The organism is Aminobacter sp. P4_D5, assembly GCF_056401815.1.
In genome coordinates, this window is the sequence record NZ_JBFUIP010000757.1 from 1 (window position 1) to 694 (window position 694).

At 70.9% G+C, this 694-nt stretch carries 2 protein-coding genes; both read left to right on the forward strand.

The annotated features are described in order from the left end of the window. Positions 1 to 399 (forward strand): hypothetical protein (locus AC1DWF_RS34800; RefSeq protein ID WP_476843032.1); only part of this gene is annotated, 399 nt, incomplete at its 5' end. Continuing rightward, a partial coding sequence (locus AC1DWF_RS34805; RefSeq protein ID WP_476843033.1) for a hypothetical protein occupies positions 389 to 694 on the forward strand: 306 nt, incomplete at its 3' end. The genes AC1DWF_RS34800 and AC1DWF_RS34805, both read left to right, overlap by 11 nt.

Genomic DNA, 694 nt, shown 5'->3' on the forward strand with positions numbered 1-694 from the left:
CGGCTCCCGCGCGGTGCGCGGCGGCTCGAGAGCGGCGAGCGTATCGTGACCTTCGGCTCGGTCGCGGTCGAGATCACCGAGATCCCGAACACCGCCCTCGGGATCTTCGGCGGCAATGCCGCGCGGGTGCAGATGGTGAAGCTGCACTCCTTGATCGTGGCAGAGGACGGCGCTGCTGCGCGCATCGCCATCCTGCTCGCCGGCTCTCCCGAGGATCAGGTGCTGCGCGATCTCGTGGCGCTGCGACAGCTGCTGCGCTCCGGCGGGCGCACCCTTGGCGACGGTAGCCGTGGCGCCTTAGTGGCGGCCCTGTCGGGGCTCCGCGCCAGGGTGAAGATCCGCTCCCTGGGCGAGGCTGGATTTGCCGTTATCGATGAGGTCATCGGGCATGCCTGGTGATATCCCAGATGCGGCCGAACACCGCGGGCCGATGGGCTTCACGCTGCTCGGGGCGGTGGCGTCATACCCCGGCGGCCGACGGCCCTTCCTGGCGAAGCGCCGGTCGCCCGCCGGCGAGCAGAGCTACGACAACTGCACCCTCTTCCGGCACAGCATGATGCGCTGGCCCCCCGACATCGAGGGCATCGCCGCGTTCCTGCGCCGGCTCCAGGGCATGCCGCACGTCGCCCCGGTGCGCGGCGCCATGACCTCCAACATCAAGGACGGCGAGGTCGCGCGCTGCCTGCTGCACGCC